Raw genomic sequence first — 17,753 nt, forward strand, 5'->3', positions numbered from 1 at the left:
TTTCACGTTTGGCGACACCGTTTTACTGTACCTGTAACCGCAAGGCGGCTTCCTGATGGCGGCCCGACTGCCTTCGCGCCGCGCCCGCATCCTCGGCGGCGTGGTCTTGCTGGCGCTGTTCGGCGCCGGCGCACTGTGGGCCACGCGCGGCCCGGCCACCGTGTTCGACACGGCGCCCGTCAAGCGCGGCAATATCGAGGCCAGCGTCACGGCCATCGGCACCCTGCAGCCGCAAACCTATGTCGACGTGGGTGCGCAGGTGTCGGGCCAGATCACGCGCCTGCACGTGCAGCCGGGCAGCGCCGTGGAAAAAGGCCAGCTGCTGGCCGAGATCGACCCCAGCGTGCAGCAAGCCACGGTCGACGCGGGCCGCGCCGCGCTGGCGGGCTTGCGCGCGCAGCTGGCCGACCAGCAGGCGCAGCACCGCCTGGCGGGCCAGCAGCACGTGCGCCAGAAGCAGATGGCCAAGTTCGATTCGACACCCTTGGCCGACCTGGAGACGGCGGAAGCCACCCTGGCCTCGGCGGGCGCCAAGATCGATCACCTGAAGGCGCAGATAGATCAGACCCAGGCCAGCCTGAAGGCGGACGAGGCGCGCCTCGGCTATACGCGCATCTACGCGCCCATGGCCGGCAAGGTGGTGGGCCTGGACGCGAAAGAGGGGCAAACCCTGAACGCCACCTACCAGACGCCGAACATCCTGCGCATCGCCGATTTGTCTGCCATGACGGTATGGACGGAAGTGTCGGAAGCGGACGTGCGCCGCGTGCGCCCGGACATGCCCGTGTACTTCACCACGCTGGGCGGCGACCAGCGGCGCTGGAGCGGCAAGGTGCGGCAAGTGCTGCCGGCGCCGCCGGTGCCCGGTGGTGCCGCCGCCGGCACGGCCCTGGCGCCGTCAACCAGCAAGGTGATCTTGTATACCGTGCTGTTCGACGTCGATAACGCCGATGGCGAATTGATGCCGCAGATGACGGCGCAAGTGGTGTTTGTCACGGCAGCGGCGAACAATGTGCTGGCCGTGCCCTTGCCGGCCCTGAAACCATCGACGGAAGAAGGCGCCAAGCCGGGGCAGTTCACGGCCCGCGTGATGGATGCGGACGGCAAGGTCGATACGCGCGCCGTCACCGTGGGCGTGCGCAACCGCCTCAGCGCGGAAGTGCTGCAAGGCTTGCGCGAAGGCGAATTGCTGGTCACGGGCGAGCAGCCGGCCGGCAGCGGCAGCAGCAGGTTCCAGCTGTGAGCGCGATGAGCGAGGCCGCGTCGCTGGGACAAGCGGGACAGCCGGACCAAGCGGCGCCGTTGATTGAATTGCAAGGCATCCGCAAGCGCTACGGCGGCCACGATGGCGCGCCGGCCGTGGAAGTGCTGCGCGGCTTGACCCTGGCTATCGGCGCCGGCGAATTCGTCGCCATCGTCGGTGCGTCCGGTTCCGGCAAATCGACCCTGATGCACTTGCTGGGGTGCCTGGACAGGCCCAGCGACGGCACTTACCGTTTCGCCGGCCAGGACGTGGCCAGCCTGAATCCCGATGAACTGGCGTGGCTGCGGCGCGAAGCGTTCGGCTTCGTTTTCCAGGGTTATCACCTGATCGCCACCGAATCGGCGCGCGAAAACGTGGAAGTGCCGGCCCTGTACGCGGGCATGCCGGCCGCGGCCCGCCACGCCCGCTCGGAAGCGCTGCTCAAGCGCCTGGGTCTCGGTGAACGTTTGGATCACCGGCCGAACCAATTGTCGGGCGGGCAGCAGCAGCGCGTGTCGATTGCGCGTGCCCTGATGAATGGCGGGCGCATCATCCTCGCCGATGAACCGACGGGGGCGTTAGATAGCAGCAGCGGCGCCGAAGTCATGGCCCTCTTGGGCGAACTGGCCGACGCGGGCCATACCATCATCCTCATCACGCATGACCGCAAGGTGGCGGCCCAGGCGCGCCGCGTGATCGAGATCAGCGACGGCGAAATCATCGCAGACTCGGGCGCCATCGCCATTCCCGCCACATCGACGGCCCTGCCGCCGCTGGACATGTCGCGCGCCGCCCATGACACGGGCGCGTCGCTGGGCACGGAATTGCTCGACGCGGCGCGCGCCGCCTGGCGCGTGCTGTGGATCAACCGTTTCCGCACGGGCTTGACCTTGCTCGGCATCGTCATCGGCGTCGCTTCCGTGATCGTCATGCTGGCCATCGGCCTGGGCACGCGCCAGCAGGTGATGGCGCAATTGGGCGCGTTCGGCTCGAACCTGCTGTACATGGCGTCGCGCGGCGAAAGTTCGCGCATCCCCGGGCGCAGCATCACCCTGGCCGACCTCGATGCGCTCAAGGACGTGCCGGGCATTTCCCACGTGCTGCCGAATGTCACGGGCAACAAGGTGATACGCCACGGTAACCTTGACGTGCAGACCTATGTGCGCGGCACGGGGCCGGCCCTGCCGCAGATCCAGACCTGGCCCGTGGCCAAGGGCGGCTTCTTTACCGAGGAAGACGAGCGCGAGATGGCCACCGTGGCCGTGCTGGGCGCGCACCTGGCCGAAAAGCTGATGCCCGACGTGGCCAACCCCGTGGGGCAGAGCATCCTGATCGGCAACGTGCCGTTCCAGGTGATCGGCGTGATGAGCGCGAAGGGCGCGCTGACGGGCGAGAAGGATGAAGACGACGTGCTGCTGCTGCCGTTTTCCACGGCCGGCATCCGGGTCTTCGGCCAGCGCGAGCCGACGTACACGGTGATGGCCGTGGACGACGTCAAGCGCGTGACGGAGGTGGAGGCGGCGGTCGACGCCACCATGTTCGAGCGCCACCGCATCCGCGACTACGGCATCAGCAATGCGGCCGCGTCGATCGCCGCCGAAGCCAAGACGCAGGACAACATGACCATGATGCTCAGCCTGATCGCCGCCGTCTCGCTGGTGGTGGGCGGCATCGGCGTCATGAACGTGATGCTGATGACGGTGCGCGAGCGCACGCGCGAAATCGGCATCCGCATGGCGACGGGCGCGCGCCGGCGCGACATCCTGCGCCAGTTCCTCACCGAAGCCGTGCTGGTGTCGGTGGTGGGCGGCGTGGCCGGCATCGTGGTCGGCGTGACGGTGGCAGGCCTGCTGCTGGTCTGGGACGTGCCGGTGATCTTTTCCCTGAGCGCCATCGCCGGGGCCTTTGCCTGCGCCGTAGTGACGGGGCTGGTGTTCGGCTTCATGCCGGCGCGCAAGGCGTCGGGACTCGATCCGGTGGTGGCGCTGGCGGGACAGTAACGCTTCATGAAGCCGGGCTTGCTGCTCCCGGATTCGCCTGTCTTTGCGCTGCTGCAACAGCGCCAAGGCAGGCTTTCCATAAAAAAGATTGCTCCTGACTCAACACACGGTACTATCTCCCCATAATAAGAGCAGTGTTTCGTGTTTTATGCCCTTGCGGGCACATACCAACCACCACAGGAGAACCCGATGCAGAAAAAATCAACCTTGAAGACCGGTATTGCCGCCGCCCTCATGCTGGCGTTCGGCATGGGCGCCGTGCAGGCACAGGAGCAGGAAGTCGTGCGCCTGGGGAATTTGAAATTCGCCCATTACGGCGCCGTGTCGTACATCAAGGAAATCGCGCCCAAGTGCGGCATCAAGGTCGAAGAGCATGTCTTCGCCAAGGGCCTCGACGTGATGCAGGCGATTATCGCGGGCGAGCTGGACGTGGGCGCGACGGCGTCCGAAGCGGCCATTTCCGGCCGCGCCGGCGGCGCGCCGATCTATGTGGTGGCCGGTTTTGCCAAGGGCGGCGCGCGCCTGGTGGCGGGCGCCGGGCAAAAGATCGCCAGCGTCAAGGAACTCAAGGGCAAGCGCGTGGGCGTGACGCGCGGCGGCATCCAGGAAGTGCTGCTGCTGGCCGAGCTGTCGCAGGCGGGCCTGACGTACTCGGAAACCAAGGGCAAGGATGTGCAGCTGGTGTTTCTCGCCTACGCCGACTTGAACCAGGCGCTGATGGGCAAGAATATCGACGCCATGATGCAGTCGGAGCCGCAATCGTCGCAGGCGATCAACAAGGGCTTTGGCACCGAAGTCATCAAACCGTACGACACGCCGATCGGCGAGCCCGTGCGGACCATGGTGATGACGGAAAAGTTCTACAAGGAACGCCGTCCCGTGGCGGAAAAATTCATGCGCTGCTTCGTCGAAGCGACGAAAACCTTTATCGACAACAAGGCGACGGCGGAAAAGTATGTGCGTGAAGTCGTGTTCCGCGGTCAGATCACGAAGGATGACTTCGACGACGCGATCAGCAATTCGCCGTATTCGTACGACATCTCGCCCGAGCATATCCAGGTCACCACGGACGTGATGGTGAAAACGGGCGTGGGCCGCATGACGAAACCGCCCGTGGCCAAGGACTGGGTCAAGACGGACTTGCTGGAGCAGGCGAAAAAGAGCCTGAACGTGAAGTAAATCAGGCAACCATGTAAAAAACCTCCGTGCCAGCGATGGCGCGGAGGTTTTTTTTGTGGAGGCGTGGCCTTAGCGGGCGTTAAAACCCATCCAGCCTTTTTCCGTCTGCCGGAAGCTCAAGGTGTAGATGCGCGTCAGTTCATCGCCCTTCTTGAGCTGGCGGCTGATGATGGCGCCGTAATTGTCTTGCACGAGCTGGTCCGACCATTGCAGCAGGTTCTCGAAACGCTCGGCCGTCATCGCCGCCTGGCGCGCCAGCAGCGGTGCGGGAATCGCCTTCTTTTCCTGCTGCTGCGTCCAGAATTCGCGGAACACCTTGTTTTCGCCGCCCATGCCGCGCGCCATCAGGCCCAAACCCATGGTCATGCCCACGGAGCCGTCCGTCTTGGCCTGCGCTTCGAGCTTGTCGGCCACGTCGGCCAGCAATTCCAGGTAGCTCACCTTGGCGCGCAGCACGGCCGAGCCCTTGATTTCATATTGCTCGTTCTCTTTCCAGCCATTGAGCTTTTCCAGCTTCGCGATGTCGAAGTAATCCCTGTACAGGTCATAGCCCTGGATCGAGGTACGGAAATACTCTTCGTAGGTGGACTGGGACGGCGCATCTTTCATGCAGCCGCTTAATATAGTGCAGGCGGCCAGCAGCAGACAGGTCCAGGAAATTTTTTTGAAAGAAAACATGGCGGTGGGGGGCGAGTGGCGAAAAGTGAAAGATTGTTGCTCTATGGACATAATTATAGGGCTGGCTCATCCAGATGGCAACGTGGCCGTGACGCGGTGGCAGTGCGCCGCAGGAAAGATTGCCGAAATCTTGAGGGTGCGCCACCCCGTCGCGCCCGAGGCACGATATCATGGCAGGCTTGCGGTATCGGCTGGCGGCGAATTGCCTGCAGCCCATACTGTCGCTTGAATCGCGCTTGCCGGCTATGGTGTAAACTTAAACTATGCAGATCTATTTCTTTTTCATCGCCGCCCTGTTGTACGCGGCGTGCGCGGTGCTTCCCTCGTCCCGTGCCCGGCTCATTGCCGGCCTGACCGGCGTCGCCTGGCTGGCGCACGCCGCCACCCTGTGGTTCGACCTGATGGCGCCGGGCACCTTGCGCTTCGGCTTTTCCGCCATGCTGTCGGCCGCGCTGTGGGTCTCGGTGGGCGCCTACTGGATAGAGAACCGCAATTTCAGCCTGGACGGCCTGCGCCGCATGGTCATGCCCAGCGCCGTCATCGCCATCGGCCTGGCCTGGGCCTTTCCCGGCAGCCAGGTCAGCATGGAAGGCAAGTCGGCCGTCTTCGGCTGGCATATCGCCGTGGCCGTGCTCGCCTACAGCACCTTGACGATCGCCGCCTTTCACGCCGTGCTGATGGCGCTGCAGGAATCGCGGCTGCATACGCGCAGCGAAAGCCGCGGCTTCATCGGCACGGCGCTGGACCAGCTGCCCGCCCTGCTGACGATGGAAAAGCTGCTGTTCCGCATGATTGGCCTCGGTTTTATTTTGCTCAGCTTGACCGTGCTGTCGGGCATCGTGTTCTCCGAGCAATTATTTGGCAAGGCGCTCAACTGGGATCACAAATCCGTGTTTACCATGCTGTCGTGGTTATTGTTTGCCGCCCTGCTGGCGGGGCGCCGCTTTCGCGGCTGGCGCGGCAAGACGGCGCTGAGCTTTACCCTGGCCGGTTTCGCCACCTTGTTGCTGGCCTATGTCGGCAGCCGTTTTGTACTGGAAGTGGTTTTACACCGAGGATTCGCATGACACGTGTTTTATTCTGGCTGGCGCTGGTGTTCCTGGTGCTGTTTGCTATCCGCAGCAAGATCCGGGGCATGCAGCAGCGCGCCCGCGCGCAGCAGCCGCCGAATCCGTTTGCGCCGCCGGGCCGGCCGCAGGAATTGCCCGATGCCGAGCTGATGCTGTGCTGCGCCCATTGCGGCGTCTACTATCCGGCCTCGGAAAACGTGCAGGCCAAGGGTCACGATTACTGCAGCCACGCGCACGCCACCGTGTAAGGGCAAGCGCGCAGCTTCGCGCGCGTTGCTCATCCGTATCGTAACGACCTCCGGCATTCGTCCGGCGTAGCATCTGCAGCAGGCGGTTCGCCACCGCCATTGCAGAAAGGCGCGCTCCCATGTCCAGTCCCCGCACCAGCCAGCAGACCGTGACCACCACCGGCATGCCGCCGGCGCCGCAACTGAGCGGTAATTCCTTGCCCATGCAGGCGCTGCGCGCGCAGATAAGCCGCATCGCCCGCTGCGGCGCGCCGGTGGCCATCCGCGGCGAATCGGGCACGGGCAAGGAACTGGCGGCGCGCGCCATCCATGCGCAGGGCGCGCGCGCCGGCTTCCCGTTTATCGCCGTCAACTGCGGCGCCATACCCGAAGCGCTGATGGAAGCGGAATTCTTTGGCTGCCGCCCGGGCGCCTACACGGGCGCGCTGCACGAGCGCCAGGGCTTGTTCCAGGCGGCCCATGGCGGCAGCCTGCTGCTCGACGAAGTCGACGACCTGCCGCTGGCCATGCAGGTGAAACTGTTGCGCGTGCTGCAGGAGCGCCGCGTGCGCAAGCTGGGCGGCAGTGCCGACGAAGCCGTCGACGTGCGCATCCTGTGCGCCAGCCAGCATGGCCTGGCGCGCGGCGTGGCCGCCGGCACCTTTCGCCAGGATCTGTTTTACCGCCTCAATGTGATCGAACTGGCGCTGCCGCCGTTGCGCGAACGGCGCGGCGATCTGCAGGTATTATGTGAGGTGATCCTGGCGCGCCTGTCGCCACGCCGGGCCGTGAGCCTGGCGCCGCCCGTGCTGGCGGCCCTGGCCGCGTATGCGTTTCCCGGCAATGTGCGCGAACTGGAAAACGTGCTGGAGCGGGCGCTGGCCTTTGCCGACGGCGGCGTGATCGCGCTCGACGGGCTGGCCTTGCCATCCGCGCCGGGCAGCATGCCGTTGCGGGCGGCGCCGGCATTGCCGGACTTGCCGGAACGGCAACTGTGCCTGCCCGGCATGGCGGCATATGGCGTGGGCCCGGTCCTGCCGCTGGACGTGTATTTGCGTCAGGCCGAGCGCGACATGATCATGCAGGCGCTGGTCCAGGCGCGTTATCACCGCGCGCGGGCGGCGCGCCAGCTGGGCCTGAGTGTGCGCCAGCTGCGTTACCGCATGCAGAAATTGACGATACAGGAAGCCTTACTTGATGAGCGGATGGACGATAGATGAAGATGGCTGGTGCGACGGCGCGCTGCGCTATGACTCGCCGTACTGTGATGCGCGTCCGGACGGTGCGCAAGTCGACTTGCTGGTGATTCATAACATCAGCTTGCCGGGTGGCCGCTTTGGCGGGCCGCATGTGTCGGACTTGTTTACGGGCCGGGTAGATTATAATGCCGATCCTTCCTTCGCCGACCTGCGTGGCTTGCAGGTGTCGGCGCACTTTTTTGTGCGGCGCGATGGTGCGTTGTTGCAATATGTTTCTACTGATCAACGTGCCTGGCATGCGGGCGCGTCCGTGTTCGAAGGACGCCCGCAGTGCAATGGCTATTCCATCGGTATCGAAATGGAGGGCGCGGACGATGTGCCTTTCCAGCGGCGGCAATACCATGTGCTGGCGGCGCTGACGGCGGCGCTGGTGGCGCGCCACGGGCTGTCCCATGTGCGCGGTCACGAGCATATCGCACCGGGAAGGAAGACGGATCCGGGGCCGTTTTTTGACTGGTATTTTTATCAAGAGTGCTGGCTGGAAACCCTGCGCGGGCAGCCTGCGTTAGCGCTTACTTCGCGGGGATTGGGCTTTCCATCCATGCCCTGAAAAGTCAACCGAAATCGTATATGAAAATACAAAAAATTACGCCGGCGGATGCTGGAAAACTATTGCATCGCCCTTCGATGGGCACTACAATTAGTACAGAAGTTGGATGTAAAGACTATATCTAGTGCCATCACAGACGTTTTCAGAATTATTGTCAAAGCTATCCGGATTGCTGATAAAGCACTGGAACTGGCGGTTTATCACCCTTGATCGTGTTTCGCGCCAGCCGGGCAGTACGGTGTGGCGCTATGGATACTGACCTGTTTTATGCAGTATAAATTTACTATTTAGCAACAAATACCTGAAGAAACCCTGACCATCGGGCGTTCTATTCAACAACACACGCGGCAGCAAAACTGCAGGCTGACTTTAGCTGACAACGGGAGCTTCAATGCAATCACCACAAGATATTTCCATCCATCCAACGCCAGTATCGCCAGCGCCAGGCGCGGCCAACAGCGTGGCGAGCACGGGCGCGGCATTGGGCGACTATCGCATCATCCGCCGCAACGGCGCGGTGGTGGCATTTGAGCCTTCGAAGATCGCCATCGCCATGACCAAGGCGTTTTTGGCCGTTAACGGCGGCCAGGGCGCCGCCTCGGCACGCATCCGCGAACTGGTGGAGCAACTGACGGACGGCGTCGTCGCCGCGCTGGTGCGTCGCCATCCGGGCGGCGGCACCTTCCATATCGAAGACGTGCAAGACCAGGTGGAACTGTCGCTGATGCGTTCGGGCGAGCACGACGTGGCGCGTGCCTACGTGCTGTACCGCGCCAAGCATATGGAAGAGCGCCGCCTGCAGAAGGAAGCGCAAGGCGCGTCCGCACAAGTTTCCGCGCCGCAATTAAATGTCACCGACAACGGCGTGCGCCGCCTGCTGGACATGCAGGAAGTGCGCGACCTGATCAACGCCGCCTGCGCCGGCCTGGAAAAGCACGTCGATGCCGACGCCATCCTGGCTGAAACGGTGAAGAACCTGTACGACGGCGTGCCCGTCGAAGAGCTGCACAAGTCGGCCATCCTGGCAGCGCGCGCGCTGATGGAAAAAGACCCGGCCTACAGCCAGGTCACGGCCCGCATCCTGCTGCACACGGTGCGCAAGGAAGTGTTCGGCAAGGAAGTGCCGCAAGCGGCCGCCGCCGCCGAATATCTGACGTATTTCCCGCAATATATCGCCAAGGGCATCGCCGCCGAGCTGCTGAACCCGGTACTCGCCAGTTTCGACCTGGAGCGCCTGGCCAAAGCCATCGTCGCCGACCGCGACTTGCAATTCGGCTACATCGGCCTGCAAACCCTGTACGACCGCTACTTCCTGCACATCCAGGACGTGCGCATCGAAATGCCGCAGGCGTTCTACATGCGCGTGGCCATGGGCCTGGCGTTGAACGAGGCGGACCGCGAAGCGCGCGCCATCGAGTTCTACAGCCTGCTGTCCTCGTTCGACTTCATGAGCTCGACCCCGACCCTGTTCAACTCGGGCACCCTGCGCTCGCAGCTGTCGTCGTGCTACCTGAGCACCGTCTCCGATGACCTGGAAGGCATCTACGACGCCATCAAGGACAACGCGCTGCTGGCCAAGTTTGCCGGCGGCCTGGGTAACGACTGGACGCCGGTGCGCGCCCTGGGCGCCCACATCAAGGGCACCAACGGCAAGTCGCAAGGCGTGGTGCCGTTCCTGAAAGTGGTCAACGACACGGCCGTGGCAGTCAACCAGGGCGGCAAGCGCAAGGGCGCCGTCTGCGCCTACCTGGAAACCTGGCACATGGACATCGAGGAATTCCTCGACCTGCGCAAGAACACGGGCGACGACCGCCGCCGCACGCACGACATGAACACGGCGAACTGGATTCCCGACATGTTCATGAAGCGCGTCATGGAAAAAGGCGATTGGACCCTGTTCTCGCCGTCGGACACGCCAGACCTGCACGACAAGGTCGGCAAGGCTTTTGAGCAGGCTTACCTGGGCTACGAAGCCAAGGCCGCCGCCGGCGAAATCCGCGTCTTCAAGAAGATCGCGGCGCTGGACCTGTGGCGCAAGATGCTGTCGATGCTGTTTGAAACGGGCCACCCATGGATCACGTTCAAGGATCCGTGCAACATCCGCAGCCCGCAGTCGCACGTCGGCGTCGTCCACAGCTCGAACCTGTGCACGGAAATCACGCTGAACACGGGCCCTGACGAAATCGCCGTCTGCAACCTCGGTTCCGTCAACATGCCGGCGCACATGAAGGAAGGCAAGCTCGATCACGTCAAGCTGGCCAAGACCATCCGCACCGCCATGCGCATGCTCGACAACGTCATCGACATCAATTACTACGCCGTCGACAAGGCGCGCAACTCGAACATGCGCCATCGTCCGGTCGGCATGGGCATCATGGGCTTCCAGGACTGCCTGCACATGATGCGCGTGCCGTTCGCCTCGGACGCGGCTGTCAGCTTCGCCGACACCTCGATGGAAGCCGTCTGCTACTACGCCTACCTGGCGTCGACGGAACTGGCCGAAGAGCGCGGCCGCTATGAATCGTACGCAGGTTCGCTGTGGGACCGCGGCATCCTGCCGCAAGACTCGGTGAAACTGCTGGCCGAAGAGCGCGGCGGTTACCTGGAAGTCGATTCCTCGTCGGCCATGGACTGGACGCCGGTGCGCGAGCGCATCGCCAAGTTCGGCATGCGCAACTCGAACTGCGTGGCGATCGCCCCGACGGCGACGATTTCGAACATCATCGGCGTCTCGGCCTGTATCGAGCCGACGTTCCAGAACCTGTACGTGAAATCGAACCTGTCGGGCGAATTCACCGAGATCAACGGCTACCTGGTGCGCGACCTGAAGGCGCGCGACCTGTGGGATGAAGTCATGATCTCGGACCTGAAATACTTCGACGGCTCGCTGGTGAAGATCGACCGCATCCCGCAAGACCTGCGCGACATCTACGCCACCGCCTTTGAAGTGTCGCCAAGCTGGCTGGTGGAAGCGGCTTCGCGTCGCCAGAAGTGGATCGACCAGGCCCAGTCGCTGAACATCTACATGGCTGGCGCTTCGGGCAAGAAACTCGACGAGACCTACAAGCTGGCATGGCTGCGTGGCCTGAAAACCACCTACTACCTGCGCACCATCGCCGCCACCCACATGGAGAAATCGACTTCCAAGACGGGCGCGCTGAACGCCGTGGCAGTCGATGGCGGCATGTCGGCCAGCGCACAGAGCGCCCAGGCAGCCGTCGTGGCGGCAGCAGCAGTGGCCGTGGCGCCGGTAGTGGCAGCGGCAGCGGACGATGCCGATGGCGAAGCCTGCTACCTGCGTCCCGGTGATGACGGTTTCGAAGAGTGCGAAGCCTGCCAGTAAGATTTTAGTTGTCAGCCCGGCACGGTCGGGCTGATTCAATGTTGTCAATGTCCGTATTGTCCGATTCAACGGGCCTGTTGCGGATCGCCGGCTCGCCGGCATGGAAAGGAAGAAGAATATGTCGTTGTCTTGGGATGATGAAACCACGTCGGCAGCTGTGCCGCGTCCGGCGCAGCAAGCGCCGTTGGGAAATACCGAATTGAACCTGCCGGCCGGCGCCGAGCCGTCCGAAGCGAACGCCGAGCAAGTGGCGCGCCGCGTGAATGCCGACGACAAGCGCATCATCAACGGCAAGACGGACGTCAACCAGCTGGTGCCGTTCAAGTACAAGTGGGCGTGGGACAAATACCTGGCCGGCTGCGCCAACCACTGGATGCCGCAGGAAGTGAACATGCAGCGCGATATCGAGCTGTGGAAAAACCCGAACGGCCTGACGGACGACGAGCGCCGCCTGGTCAAGCGCAACCTGGGTTTCTTTGTTACCGCCGACTCGCTGGCCGCCAACAACATCGTGCTGGGCACCTACCGCCACATCACGGCGCCCGAGTGCCGCCAGTACCTGCTGCGCCAGGCGTTCGAGGAAGCGATCCACACGCACGCCTACCAGTACATCGTCGAATCGCTGGGCCTGGACGAAGGCGAGATTTTTAATGCCTACAACGAAGTCAAGTCGATCCGCGACAAGGATGAATTCCTGATCCCGTTCATCAACACCCTGACCGACCCGGCCTTCGTTACCGGCACGGTGGAAAACGACCAGAAGCTGCTGAAATCCCTGATCGTGTTTGCCTGCCTGATGGAAGGCCTGTTCTTCTACGTCGGCTTCACGCAGATCCTGGCGCTGGGCCGCCAAAACAAGATGATGGGCGCGGCCGAGCAGTACCAGTACATCCTGCGCGACGAATCGATGCACTGCAACTTCGGCATCGACTTGATCAACACGATCAAGATGGAAAACCCGCAGCTGTGGACGGCCGCCTTCCGCGAAGAGATCAAGGACCTGTTCATGAAGGCCGTGGAACTGGAATACGCGTACGCGGAAGACACCATGCCGCGCGGCGTGCTGGGTCTGAACGCGCCGATGTTCAAGGGCTATTTGCGCTTCATCGCCAACCGCCGCGCGCAGCAGATCGGCATCGAGCCGCTGTTCGCCCAGGAAGAAAACCCATTCCCGTGGATGAGCGAAATGATCGACATGAAGAAGGAACGCAACTTCTTCGAGACCCGCGTGACCGAGTATCAAACGGGTGGTGCGCTGAACTGGGAGTAATCCTTTTTCAGGCTACGCCAACAAGCGCCGTCATCGTGACGGCGCTTTTTTTTTGCGTGCGTGGCGGCGCAAAAATGCGTGCACCATCGGTGCATGCGACGAGGCCTGCGCCAGGATTTCCGGATGCCGCGCATGGCCGCATCGCACACCCGAAAAAGCATTTCCGGAGACGCTGGCGGCGGCATTTGCCGCGCGATTGTGCGATAGCACGCGTATCGTGCAAAAAAGCGGGCGAAAACGTGTCGTGCCGGTTGCGCATTGACAAGGTTTTCGTGTACTTTATGAGATTGCAAATGCGAGCGTTAGAATGCGGGGTTTTTTAACCAGCGCGGTAGCGAAAAAACCTCGCAAAACAGGGATACAGATTTACACGGATATGCACAAAACCACACCGTTTTCGTCTGCCGCCGTGCCCGAATTTTTTCAGGCATGGCGGTTTTTTATTTGACGCATCGGTGTTGTGGCGAGCGCGATGCGAGGAGCGAAAAAACGCACGGCATCGAAAACGAATGACCGAATTCAGACTTTGCCACCAGCTGCGAGATAAAGCAGGGTGGCACCGACGATGGCTGAAGTGCTGCAAACGTGAGGAGTTGCAGCAGTTCAGCTGGTGCCGAATTCATTAGCGCAAACGACCGTTTGTGCCGATGAATAATTCGCCTGGCCTATCCCTGTGGTGGGTCGGACGGGTTTAAATCTTGTAGCTTAAATTTCTCATCTCAGATGAAGGAGAGACAAATGGCAACAGCCGCTAAGAAATCAGAAGTAAAGAAACCAGCCGCCAAGGCTGCTCCTGCCGCGAAGAAGCCGGCAGCTGCAGCGAAGACGGTTGCCGCTAAACCAGCTGCCAAAGCCGCAGCGAAACCAGCAGCAAAACCGGCCGCCAAAGCCGCAGCCAAGCCTGCAGCAAAAGTGGCTGCCAAGCCAGTAGCGAAAGCCGCAGCCAAACCAGCGGCCAAGCCGGCAGCAAAAGCCGCAGCAAAACCTGCAGCCAAGGCAGCAGCCAAGCCTGTAGCGAAAAAAGCCGCAGCCAAACCAGCGGCCAAGCCAGCAGCAAAAGCTGCGGCAAAACCAGCCGCCAAAGCAGCAGCCAAGCCAGCAGTGAAAAAAGCCGCAGCGAAACCTGTAGCCAAGGCAGCATCCAAGCCGGCCGCCAAGGCAGCAGTCAAGCCAGCAGCGAAAAAAGCCGCAGCAAAACCTGCAGCCAAGCCGGCCGCCAAAGCCGCAGCGAAGCCAGCAGCAAAAGCTGTCGCCAAGCCAGCAGTGAAAAAAGCCGCAGCGAAACCTGCAGCCAAGGCAGCAGCGAAGCCGGCCGCCAAAGCGGCCGCCAAGCCAGCAGCGAAAAAAGTCGTCGCCAAGGCAGCAGCCAAGCCAGCAGCCAAGGCAGCGACCAAGCCAGCAGCAAAAGCAGCAGCGAAGCCAGCGGCAAAAGCGGCAGCCAAGCCAGCGGCCAAGGTCGCAGCGAAGCCGGCAGCCAAGCCAGCAACTAAGGCAGCAGCCAAGCCAGCGGCCAAGGTAGCGGCGAAGCCAGCAGCCAAGGCAGCAACGAAGGCCGCAGCCAAGCCAGCAGCCAAGGTGGCAGCGAAGCCGGCAGCAAAAGCGGCAGCCAAGCCAGCGGCCAAGGTCGCAGCGAAGCCAGCCGCCAAAGCAGCAGCGAAACCTGCCGCCAAGGTAGCAGCAAAACCTGCAGCCAAGCCAGCGGCCAAGGTAGCAGCGAAGCCGGCAGCAAAAGTTGCAGCCAAGCCAGCGGCCAAGCCGGCAGCAAAAGCAGCAGCGAAACCTGCCGCCAAGCCAGCCGCAGCACCAGTCGTGGCAGCCGCACCAGCAGCAGCGCCGGCAGCAGCTCCAGCGGCACCAGCCGCCGTGGCCGCCAAGCCAGCCGCCAAGAAGGCCGCGCCTAAAAAGGCCGCACCGAAGAAGGCAGCTCCTGTCGCCAAGCCATCGGCACCTATCGCACCTGTAGCAAAAACCGTGTTGGCACCGGCTGCAGCCTGGCCATTCCCAACCAGCACCCGCCCATCGTAATTCCAACGATACGGGTGCCTGGATGAGGCAACACGCCGCTGTGTGACTCAATCACACAGCGGTTTTTTTTTGGAGAATTAGTCGTGCTGATCGTTATCCTTACATTGATCGTTGATACCATCGCCACCTTGCTGGGCGGCGTGTTGCTGCTGCGCTTCTGGATGCAGGCGGTGCGCGTGCGGCCGCCCTCGTCGGTGGCGCAATTCACGTTTCAATTGTCCGACTGGCTGGTGCGCCCCCTGCGCCGCGTGGTACCGGGCGTGGGCGGGTATGACTGGGCCAGCCTGATCGGCGCCTTCCTGATCGTGCTGCTGGCCAGCTCGGTGCTGTTTATTTCCGGCGCTCCCGTCGAAGTGGTGCTGCTCAAGTCGCTGCAACGCTTCCTGCAATGGATACTCTACGGTTTCATGGCCTTGCTGATCATCGAAGCCATCTTCAGCTGGGTCAACCCGCATGCGCCGCTGGCGCCGTTCGTACGGGCCCTGAACGAGCCGCTGCTGCGTCCGATCCGCAAGGTGGTGCCGCTGGTGGGCAGTCTGGATTTGTCGCTGCTGGTGGCGCTGATCCTGTTGCAGATTGCGCAAGTGCTGGTGGGGATGATTATTGTGCTGCGATGATGGTGATGTGAGGGCGTAGGTCGGGTTAGCGTAGCGTAACCCGACATCCCCCACGAACCCGACCTACATATTAATAGCGGTAACCGAACGCCGCTTCGAACTGCTCGGCGATGCTCTCCGGCGTAAACACATGGTTTTGCGCGCCCTGGGTGGCGATCTTGATGGCGCCCAGCAAGCTGGCCAGACGGCCGCTGGTTTCCCAGCTCAGGTCGTTGGTGATGCCGAACAGCAAGCCGGCACGGTAGGCGTCGCCGCAACCGGTCGGGTCCAGCACTTCCTTGGCGGTCACGACAGGAATGTCGATGCGCTTGCCGTCCGTATAGATCTCCGAACCTTTTTCGCCACGCGTGACGATCAGCGCTTCCAGGCGGCTGGCGATGTCCGGCAGGGTCAAGCCCGTGCGTTCCATCAACATTTCCATCTCATAATCGTTGGCCGACACATACGTGGCCTTGTTGATGAAGTCGATCAACTGTTCGCCATTGAAGCGTGGCAACTGCTGGCCCGGATCGAACATGAAGGGAATGCCCAACTCGGCCAGGTCGGCGGCGTGCTTGAGCATGCCCTGGTCGCCGTCCGGCGAAATGATGGCGACCTTGGCCGGGCCTGCATTGGCGATCGGGTTTTCATGCGCGAACGACATGGCGCCCGGGTGGAAGGCGTTGATCTGATTATTGTCCGCATCGGCCGTGACGAAGCACTGCGCGTTGTAGCTGTCGGCCTTGATCAGGATGTTGGCGGTGGAAATGCCCAGCTTTTGCAGGCGCTCCAGGTAGGCGGCACTGTCTTGCCCCATCACGCCGACGATGCGCGGGTCGCCGCCCAGCATTTTCAGGCTGTAGGCGATGTTGCCCGAGCAGCCGCCGAACTCCGTGCGCATGGTGGGCACGAGGAAGGAGACGTTCACCTTGTGCAGCTGGTCGGCCAGCAGGGATTCGCCGAAGCGGCCAGGGAATTGCATGATGGTGTCGGTGGCAAGCGAGCCGCAGATCAGCGATGTTTTGGTCATGATAGTGCCTGTTAAGGGTAAAAGATGGCGATATGGTAGCCAGACGCCGTGAGCTGGTCTAATGCAAAATACAGTTTGATGGTTTGTTCCGAGCGCGGCGCAAACCCCGCGTTCACGTCGATAGTGGCCGGCAGATAGTCGCGCGGCGCGATCACGCGGCGCAAGAGGGGCTTGTCGTTCGCGTCGTTGAGGATCAGTTCGATGCTGGGCCAGGCTTGCACGCTGCGGCTCTGGTTGCGCAGCAGCGAGACGTAGGAAAACGTCTGTTCCTTCAGGGTCTGCAGCTCGCCCTGCTCGATGGCCAGCGCCTCGATCTGCGCCGGCAAGTCGACCTGGCAGCCGCTGAGCTTGCACAGCGTGACCAGGGTCGGCTTCCACTGCGGAAATTGCGCCGCCAGCGGATTGCGGAAGGTGGTCATTACCTGCAGGAATAATAAAAGCAGCAGTACCACCGAGCCGGCGGCCATGGCCACGCGCAGGGCCTTGCTGCTCTGTTCGCGGCGCCGGCCCTGGGTGACGAAAGCCGGTTCGTCGTCGGCTGGCGGCAGGACCGGTTCTTCCTGCTCATCGGCTGGCGCCGGCGCAACGGCGGCGGGCCGCGGCGTGAAGGCATGGTCGGCCAGCGTGGGTTCGCGGCGCGCGGGGCTGGCTGCGGCAGGCGCAGGCGGCATGGGCTTGTCCAGGCTGACTTTTTCGGTCGCGGGCGGCGCCGCTGCGGCGCCAGTTTCCAGATTCGGTTCGCGGCGGCTGTCGCGCAAATACGTGGCAAAGGCGGGCGCGTCAGCGTCATCGACCTGGCGGCGCTTGAAGGGCGCCATTGGCTGGGGCAACGGTGCTTCGGGCAGCTCGGCCGGTGTTTTTGCCGGTGTTTCTTCGGGGAGTTCGGGCGGTGTGTCGGCTGCTGCCTCTTCAGGCAGGCTGACGTCGAGGTCCAGCTCGATGTGCTCGCCATCGTCCGCGTCATCCTTGAGCTTCGCCGTTTCCGGCAGGATGCCAAACGGATCGAACGAGGTGTCGAAGTCGAGGGAATAGATGGGTTCGTCGTCCGTGGCGGACGGCAGGCTGTTGTCGGCCAGATAACTGCTTGACGGCGGGGCGGCAGTACCGGGAGCGGATGTTAAAAACGGCGATGCCGCGGCTGGATCGACCAGCGCGGCATTGCCGTCAAACACTTCCCTGCACGTGCCACAGCGCACGATGCCCCCACGTAACTTCAACTGGTCAGCAGCGACCCGAAATATCGTGTTGCAATGGGGGCATTTGGTGGCGAGGGCCATTGCTGT

Annotated in this window: 14 protein-coding genes; 10 read left to right on the forward strand and 4 right to left on the reverse strand. The window is 62.7% G+C overall.

The genetic code is table 11. The annotated features are described in order from the left end of the window. Nucleotides 1–55 precede the first annotated feature (55 nt). The 3 genes from AC1RBA_RS21530 (at nucleotide 56) to AC1RBA_RS21540 (ending at nucleotide 4,422) form a co-directional block, all read left to right on the forward strand. Nucleotides 56–1,243 (forward strand): efflux RND transporter periplasmic adaptor subunit, encoded by a 1,188-nt coding sequence (locus AC1RBA_RS21530; protein ID WP_492419789.1) that lies wholly within the window; start codon nucleotides 56–58, stop codon nucleotides 1,241–1,243. A 5-nt stretch (nucleotides 1,244–1,248) separates the two neighbouring features. Further along, nucleotides 1,249–3,243, forward strand: coding sequence for a MacB family efflux pump subunit (locus AC1RBA_RS21535; protein WP_492419903.1), 1,995 nt, complete (start codon nucleotides 1,249–1,251; stop codon nucleotides 3,241–3,243). 189 nt (nucleotides 3,244–3,432) lie between these two features. Beyond that, nucleotides 3,433–4,422, forward strand: coding sequence for an ABC transporter substrate-binding protein (locus AC1RBA_RS21540; RefSeq protein WP_492419790.1), 990 nt, complete (start codon nucleotides 3,433–3,435; stop codon nucleotides 4,420–4,422). A 69-nt stretch (nucleotides 4,423–4,491) separates the two neighbouring features. Here the strand turns inward: AC1RBA_RS21540 and AC1RBA_RS21545 are convergent, their stop codons facing one another. Then, nucleotides 4,492–5,031, reverse strand: coding sequence for a hypothetical protein (locus AC1RBA_RS21545; RefSeq protein WP_492419791.1), 540 nt, complete (start codon nucleotides 5,029–5,031; stop codon nucleotides 4,492–4,494). A 332-nt stretch (nucleotides 5,032–5,363) separates the two neighbouring features. Here AC1RBA_RS21545 and AC1RBA_RS21550 point away from each other — a divergent pair, with 332 nt between their 5' ends. The 6 genes from AC1RBA_RS21550 (at nucleotide 5,364) to AC1RBA_RS21575 (ending at nucleotide 12,819) form a co-directional block, all read left to right on the forward strand. Then, the gene (locus AC1RBA_RS21550; RefSeq protein WP_070288603.1) at nucleotides 5,364–6,167 is read left to right on the forward strand and encodes a cytochrome C assembly family protein; all 804 of its coding nucleotides are present in this window, start codon (nucleotides 5,364–5,366) and stop codon (nucleotides 6,165–6,167) included. After that, on the forward strand, nucleotides 6,164–6,418 hold the full coding sequence (locus tag AC1RBA_RS21555) for a PP0621 family protein (protein ID WP_070218586.1): 255 nt from the start codon (nucleotides 6,164–6,166) through the stop codon (nucleotides 6,416–6,418). The genes AC1RBA_RS21550 and AC1RBA_RS21555 overlap by 4 nt, the downstream gene beginning before the upstream one ends. Before the next feature lie 119 nt (nucleotides 6,419–6,537). Then, nucleotides 6,538–7,617 carry a sigma 54-interacting transcriptional regulator gene (locus AC1RBA_RS21560; RefSeq protein ID WP_070288602.1) on the forward strand — a complete coding sequence of 360 codons (1,080 nt, stop codon included), beginning with the start codon at nucleotides 6,538–6,540 and terminating at the stop codon, nucleotides 7,615–7,617. Further along, nucleotides 7,595–8,206 carry a 1,6-anhydro-N-acetylmuramyl-L-alanine amidase AmpD gene (gene ampD, locus AC1RBA_RS21565; RefSeq protein ID WP_492419792.1) on the forward strand — a complete coding sequence of 204 codons (612 nt, stop codon included), beginning with the start codon at nucleotides 7,595–7,597 and terminating at the stop codon, nucleotides 8,204–8,206. Before AC1RBA_RS21560 ends, ampD begins: the two co-directional genes overlap by 23 nt. A gap of 391 nt (nucleotides 8,207–8,597) precedes the next feature. Next, entirely contained in the window at nucleotides 8,598–11,549 is a 2,952-nt protein-coding gene (locus tag AC1RBA_RS21570; protein ID WP_070218583.1) for a ribonucleoside-diphosphate reductase subunit alpha, read from the forward strand. Nucleotides 11,550–11,667: 118 nt separating this feature from the next. Then, the gene (locus AC1RBA_RS21575) at nucleotides 11,668–12,819 is read left to right on the forward strand and encodes a ribonucleotide-diphosphate reductase subunit beta (RefSeq protein WP_034780261.1); all 1,152 of its coding nucleotides are present in this window, start codon (nucleotides 11,668–11,670) and stop codon (nucleotides 12,817–12,819) included. 719 nt (nucleotides 12,820–13,538) lie between these two features. On the opposite strand, the gene AC1RBA_RS21580 is transcribed toward AC1RBA_RS21575, so the two are convergent. Further along, nucleotides 13,539–14,609, reverse strand: a complete 1,071-nt coding sequence (locus tag AC1RBA_RS21580; protein WP_492419793.1) for a hypothetical protein — start codon at nucleotides 14,607–14,609, stop codon at nucleotides 13,539–13,541. A gap of 318 nt (nucleotides 14,610–14,927) precedes the next feature. Here AC1RBA_RS21580 and AC1RBA_RS21585 point away from each other — a divergent pair, with 318 nt between their 5' ends. Next, complete coding sequence (locus AC1RBA_RS21585) at nucleotides 14,928–15,461, forward strand: YggT family protein (RefSeq protein ID WP_227742044.1); 534 nt, start codon at nucleotides 14,928–14,930, stop codon at nucleotides 15,459–15,461. A 70-nt stretch (nucleotides 15,462–15,531) separates the two neighbouring features. Here the strand turns inward: AC1RBA_RS21585 and AC1RBA_RS21590 are convergent, their stop codons facing one another. Together AC1RBA_RS21590 and AC1RBA_RS21595 are read right to left on the reverse strand one after the other, a co-directional pair. After that, complete coding sequence (locus AC1RBA_RS21590) at nucleotides 15,532–16,470, reverse strand: carbohydrate kinase family protein (RefSeq protein WP_492419794.1); 939 nt, start codon at nucleotides 16,468–16,470, stop codon at nucleotides 15,532–15,534. A gap of 11 nt (nucleotides 16,471–16,481) precedes the next feature. Continuing rightward, nucleotides 16,482–17,747, reverse strand: coding sequence for a DUF3426 domain-containing protein (locus AC1RBA_RS21595; RefSeq protein WP_492419795.1), 1,266 nt, complete (start codon nucleotides 17,745–17,747; stop codon nucleotides 16,482–16,484). Nucleotides 17,748–17,753: the final 6 nt, after the last annotated feature.

It is taken from the genome of Janthinobacterium sp. GW823-FHT03B06 (genome assembly GCF_058796955.1).

Excerpts from the sequence above, each read along its gene's own strand:
- AC1RBA_RS21530 (WP_492419789.1), top strand. The coding sequence starts at position 56 with ATGGCGGCCCGACTGCCTTCGCGCCGCGCCCGCATCCTCGGCGGCGTG.
- AC1RBA_RS21535 (WP_492419903.1), top strand. The coding sequence starts at position 1,249 with ATGAGCGAGGCCGCGTCGCTGGGACAAGCGGGACAGCCGGACCAAGCG.
- AC1RBA_RS21540 (WP_492419790.1), top strand. The coding sequence starts at position 3,433 with ATGCAGAAAAAATCAACCTTGAAGACCGGTATTGCCGCCGCCCTCATG.
- AC1RBA_RS21545 (WP_492419791.1), bottom strand. The coding sequence starts at position 5,031 with ATGAAAGATGCGCCGTCCCAGTCCACCTACGAAGAGTATTTCCGTACC.
- AC1RBA_RS21550 (WP_070288603.1), top strand. The coding sequence starts at position 5,364 with ATGCAGATCTATTTCTTTTTCATCGCCGCCCTGTTGTACGCGGCGTGC.
- AC1RBA_RS21555 (WP_070218586.1), top strand. The coding sequence starts at position 6,164 with ATGACACGTGTTTTATTCTGGCTGGCGCTGGTGTTCCTGGTGCTGTTT.
- AC1RBA_RS21560 (WP_070288602.1), top strand. The coding sequence starts at position 6,538 with ATGTCCAGTCCCCGCACCAGCCAGCAGACCGTGACCACCACCGGCATG.
- ampD (WP_492419792.1), top strand. The coding sequence starts at position 7,595 with ATGAGCGGATGGACGATAGATGAAGATGGCTGGTGCGACGGCGCGCTG.
- AC1RBA_RS21570 (WP_070218583.1), top strand. The coding sequence starts at position 8,598 with ATGCAATCACCACAAGATATTTCCATCCATCCAACGCCAGTATCGCCA.
- AC1RBA_RS21575 (WP_034780261.1), top strand. The coding sequence starts at position 11,668 with ATGTCGTTGTCTTGGGATGATGAAACCACGTCGGCAGCTGTGCCGCGT.
- AC1RBA_RS21590 (WP_492419794.1), bottom strand. The coding sequence starts at position 16,470 with ATGACCAAAACATCGCTGATCTGCGGCTCGCTTGCCACCGACACCATC.
- AC1RBA_RS21595 (WP_492419795.1), bottom strand. The coding sequence starts at position 17,747 with ATGGCCCTCGCCACCAAATGCCCCCATTGCAACACGATATTTCGGGTC.